Origin of the sequence: Lachnotalea sp. AF33-28 (assembly GCF_003477885.1) — a bacterium.
Taxonomy (GTDB): Bacteria; Bacillota; Clostridia; order Lachnospirales; family Lachnospiraceae; genus AF33-28.
Map to the genome: position 1 here is coordinate 1 of NZ_QUEE01000031.1, position 4,841 is coordinate 4,841.

The following is a 4,841-nucleotide window of genomic DNA, read 5'->3' on the forward strand; positions in this document are numbered from 1 at the left end:
CAGATTCATTAAGAAATGTCTCTTGAAGTGTCTTAAATTACGATACCATTATAGTTTTTAGAATTCTTATCAGATATATTTAGTCAAGATAACAAATTTTTTTTGCGGATATTAACATTTAAATATTATCCATCTTCCACTGGAGAAAATGCTCTAGCTTATATATTTGCATATATACATGATGCGATAAATTATAGAACTAAGAACAAGGATATATTAATTTTTATTGATGAAATTGATTCTGCCTTGCATCCAAGATGGCAACAAACTATATTATGGTATTTATTAGAATACTTAAATTCTTTTGAAGATTATCATTTCCAAATAGTATTTACAACTCATTCACCAATTATTTTATCAGACTTGACAGATAACAGAATTATCCGATTAAAGCGAGATAAGAATAAGATAAAAATATTCACTAAAGAGAATCAGACTTTTGGTGCTAATATTATGAGATTGTATTATGATGATTTCTTTATGGACAATGGAGGTATTGGTGAATTTGTAAAGAAAAAGATTAAACAAGTGGTGGACTATTTAAATGGAAAAGATAATAATATCTCTTTAACTGAAGTTCAATATATTATTGATCACATTGGGGAGCCGACTGTTAAAAGGCAATTAAAGCAAAAATTAAATGAGTTAGTATCAAATAAGGAACAGACACTGATAGAACTAATTCAGGAAATTGGCGTACAGGAGGCTATTGAACGTTTACAGAAGAGGAAATAAATATGATTAAAATTGAATGTGATATGAAGAAGATAAGATCAATACATTCCATCTATGTAGAAGAATTTTTATTTCCTAAGTATTTTTCTTTATATAAAACTCAATCAGAGCAGATAAAAGATTACCTTAACAATTTGTTGGGGAATAAAGATGAGGTTATTCTTGAACATTTAAAGGGATTATGTGTTGACACCGATTTGGAGCAGATAATCTGCAAAGAGAAGTATATTCGTGGGAAAATTTTTGGAAAAACTATGAAAGATAAGCAGTCATATAAAGATTTAAAAAAAATTTGGGATATGATATTAGATTACGAAGGATTTAATAGAGGCATAAGTAAAGGGGCTAAGTATTCCGTTTCATGGAATCGACATTTATTTGTTGAAATGACAAATATAAAGGTATGTCCATATTGCAATCGGAATTATATAACAAGCTATGTTGAAGATGATAAAGATAATAGGATTCATACAACAGCCAGTATAGACCATTACTATCCGAAAGCAATATATCCGATTTTACAGTTAAATGTATTTAATATGATACCGTCATGTACTGTTTGTAATAGTTATACTAAAGGTATAAAGGATTTAAAACATTTAAATCCTTACTTTGATAAAGGCAGTATTTCGTTTAAAATGAAATTGAATTCAGTGGAAAGCCTATATTCAAGTAATTGTAATATCTGCATAGTAGCAGGGAATGATAAAAAGTCAAGAGTATCAGTTGAAGTATTCAAGTTAAATAAGATTTATGAAACACATAACTCAATACTTAACGAAATAAAAGAGAAAGTGATGGATTATGAAAATTTTAAAGAAAATTATTATGAAAAGTTGTTAGGAGAAATCGATATAGGAATCGATAATATTTATAAAAATTGGTTTGATTTTTTGTTTAAAGAGGAGAAGGATGAACCATTAGTTAAATTAAAAAAGGATATCTACAATCAAATAATAGGATAAGAAAGGGGAAGTCTGCTAATAAAAAATATGTCTATATTGATTAATTATCTAATTCAGTGCCTTATGGTGGGTATAGTTCCAATATTACCAATTTCAGTCTAGGCCTAATCGACTGTTTCCGGTTCTAACTACCACAAAATCTACTATTGGAGGAGTACTAAATGAATATTTATGAACTAATGGACTCAGTAATATATTGTGATAATATCGAATCAGGAATGAAAAGTTTATTAGAGTTAGTATCCATTTTGGACAAAGAAAGGTATACTTCTAGACTATTGGATGAATTTTATTGGAGACGTCAAAATGGGAGTATTAGATTATTTGATTATGACTTGGTATCAGATGAAAGGGGAAAAAATTATTGTATTGAAAGCGGATGTGTAGCGTTAAGTTTATATATAATACTAACTATACCAAGTCATAAAAAACCAAAACAAACACTAAAAGAACTGCAGAATTATGCAGAGAAACAGTTAGAGTATTGTAAAACAGAAAGCAACAGTATTACAGATGTTAGAATTGAGAAAGTAATACAATATTTTGATGATAATTATCAATTTATGAAAAAGGTTTTTAATTATAAGAATAGAAAAGTACCATTTTTAATACTTGATATGAAGAAGGAAGATTATGTTAGTGAATATTTGACATTAGAAGATCCAGATAATTTTTTATATTTCTGTTTTTTCTTTTTTGCTAGCGATGAAACGGAAAATGGTAGAACTGTAGAAGAAGAGGTGTTTTATAATTTTAGTTTAGCTCTTATTAGGAAATATTTTGGAAAAGATGGGATTTCAGATTCTTTTGTAGAACTGCTAAAAACAACTTGTATACCTAAAATTGAAGAAATCAGTATGGACCAACAAATAGTAATTTTGGCTGAATTGCTTTCTGCTGGATTGATGTATGAGAGTCCTTTCCAGGAGTATTATATTTCTACACTTTTCAGCAATGATATTAAAACAATATATAAAGCTGTAGCAGAAAGAATGTTGAATGCAATAACTACGCCTGATTAGACGAATAATCTTTTTAGGTAGAGAAAACTGGTGGCTATAGTCGTATGGATTTCTAAAGCGTCAGGATAGCTAAATTCAGTCCGATTTTTTTATATGTAACGAAATGAACTCCGAAGGTACCAAGTACTGTAGTTACTAAATAAACTGCATGTAGTAGAAAAAGGGGTTTTGGTTTTTGGTAAAAATCACATTGTAGAGGGGATGCGATGCGGAATGTGTGAAGCGCATATCAATGGTACAGTAAGGGTTTTCATTGCATAGGTCCGTCACAGAAAAGCATTTGGAGACAATAATGAATTTGTAAATTTTGATCCAGTATATGGATTTAGTGGTGAAACGCATTCATGTGTTTTGCGTGGCCTTTTCCCTGGAAAAAGATTGACTTTTCAAAGAAGGTATGGTAAACTCAGGTAAAATTTGAGTGATACCGTTTGCCCTGTAAAACAAACGACAGCACAGACAATATCAGAGCGCAAAAGTAGTACCTGCAGGTAACGTATTTCAGAGAGCCCCGGACGGTGGGAAAGGGTATAACGGACAGCAGGGAATGGATTTGCAAGATGCTTCGGTGAAACAGCAGAGATGAGTAGCCGATGCCGTATATCTCACGTTACAGAGACAGGATAAGATCCGCATGAGGAGCCGTATACGCGGCTTGAAATTGGGTGGTACCACGATATAATCGTCCCTGGCAGTTTGCCGGGGACTTTTTTCTTTCAATAGTAAAATACGCTCTATTGAACAAAAACGCTCCGCTTAGGATCGCACTGCGGCGGAAATTTAATCAGGATTTGAATCAAAGAATGAGGAGGCAAAAATTATGTTAGACGGCAAGAAATCGCTGTTCAGCGGCATGCAGGCCACAGGAACACTGACACTTGGAAACTATCTGGGAGCTCTGCGCAACTGGGTGACGCTGCATGACGAATACGAATGTTTTTATTGTGTGGTGGATGAGCACTCCATCACGGTGCGCCAGGACCCGGCCACACTTCGCAAAAGAGCCAGGGATCTGCTGATCCTGTATATTGCGGCAGGCCTGGACCCGGAGAAAAACTGCATCTACTACCAGTCCCATGTATCCGCTCATGCTGAGCTGTCGTGGATACTGAACTGCTTCACTTATATGGGAGAATTAAACCGCATGACACAGTTTAAGGATAAGTCTGCCAAACATGCGGACAATATAAACGCGGGCCTGTTCACCTATCCGGTGCTGATGGCGGCCGACATACTGCTGTTCCAGTCCGATGTGGTGCCGGTGGGCATCGACCAGATGCAGCATCTGGAGATCACCCGGGATATCGCGGAGCGGTTTAACAATATATACGGCGATGTCTTCACGGTCCCTGAAGCGTATATCGGAAAGGTGGGCGCGAAGATCATGAGCCTGCAGGACCCGTCGAAAAAGATGTCCAAGTCCGATGAAAATCCCAATGCCAGCATCTATATGATGGACGATCCGGATACGATCATGAGAAAATGCAGGCGCGCGGTGACGGATTCCGAAGCGGCGATACTCTACCGCGATGAGCAGCCGGGCGTGAAGAATCTGATTGATATCTACAGCGCATGTACGGGAAAAACAGTGGATGAGGTGTTGAAGGAGTTTGATGGTAAGGGCTACGGAGACCTTAAGACAGGCGTGGGCGAAGCTGTGGTATCCGTATTAAAGCCGATTCAGGATGAACACGCCAGACTGTCAAAGGATAAAGCTTATATAGACGGAATTATTAAGAACAACGCGGAAAAGGCAGCTTACTATGCGAATAAGACACTTCGCAAGGTGCAGAAGAAGGTTGGATTTCCTGAACGTGTGAGATAGGAGCGTACCATTTAGTTACTATTCACGGCGGCCGACATGCGCGGGAAGTTTGCGGCAGCTGTGAATAGTAACACATTTACCGGCTTATGACAGGCGGTATCCGGTTAGTAGAACGGATGCCGCCTGTTTTCCGGTTCAATAGGAAGGAAAAACCTGCCGCAAGCGGAGGCCTTTTTCATTACCAGAGAGGGATTCTTTTAAATAAAGACAGTATAGAAAGCAACACCGAATCATGAAGGAGGGTAAGCGCCAAATGTTAGGGTGGCTGGCGTTTCGCCACCAAATACCTCATAA

At 36.4% G+C, this 4,841-nt stretch carries 4 protein-coding genes and 1 other annotated feature; all 4 genes read left to right on the forward strand.

Annotated elements, in window-relative coordinates:
• Nucleotides 1–102 precede the first annotated feature (102 nt).
• The 4 genes from DWZ56_RS22465 (at nt 103) to trpS (ending at nt 4,547) form a co-directional block, all read left to right on the forward strand.
• On the forward strand, nt 103–735 hold the full coding sequence (locus tag DWZ56_RS22465; RefSeq protein ID WP_158584701.1) for an AAA family ATPase: 633 nt from the start codon (nt 103–105) through the stop codon (nt 733–735).
• A 2-nt stretch (nt 736–737) separates the two neighbouring features.
• Complete coding sequence (locus DWZ56_RS22470; RefSeq protein WP_118558850.1) at nt 738–1,700, forward strand: hypothetical protein; 963 nt, start codon at nt 738–740, stop codon at nt 1,698–1,700.
• Between the two features lie 161 nt (nt 1,701–1,861).
• Entirely contained in the window at nt 1,862–2,722 is an 861-nt protein-coding gene (locus DWZ56_RS22475; RefSeq protein ID WP_118558851.1) for a hypothetical protein, read from the forward strand.
• Nucleotides 2,723–3,181: 459 nt separating this feature from the next.
• Nucleotides 3,182–3,415 (forward strand) — a binding site (T-box leader).
• 127 nt (nt 3,416–3,542) lie between these two features.
• Nucleotides 3,543–4,547, forward strand: a complete 1,005-nt coding sequence (trpS, locus tag DWZ56_RS22485; RefSeq protein ID WP_118558853.1) for a tryptophan--tRNA ligase — start codon at nt 3,543–3,545, stop codon at nt 4,545–4,547.
• Nucleotides 4,548–4,841 lie beyond the last annotated feature (294 nt).

Coding starts and splice junctions, on each gene's coding strand:
- DWZ56_RS22470 (WP_118558850.1), top strand. CDS start 738: ATGATTAAAATTGAATGTGATATGAAGAAGATAAGATCAATACATTCC.
- DWZ56_RS22475 (WP_118558851.1), top strand. CDS start 1,862: ATGAATATTTATGAACTAATGGACTCAGTAATATATTGTGATAATATC.
- trpS (WP_118558853.1), top strand. CDS start 3,543: ATGTTAGACGGCAAGAAATCGCTGTTCAGCGGCATGCAGGCCACAGGA.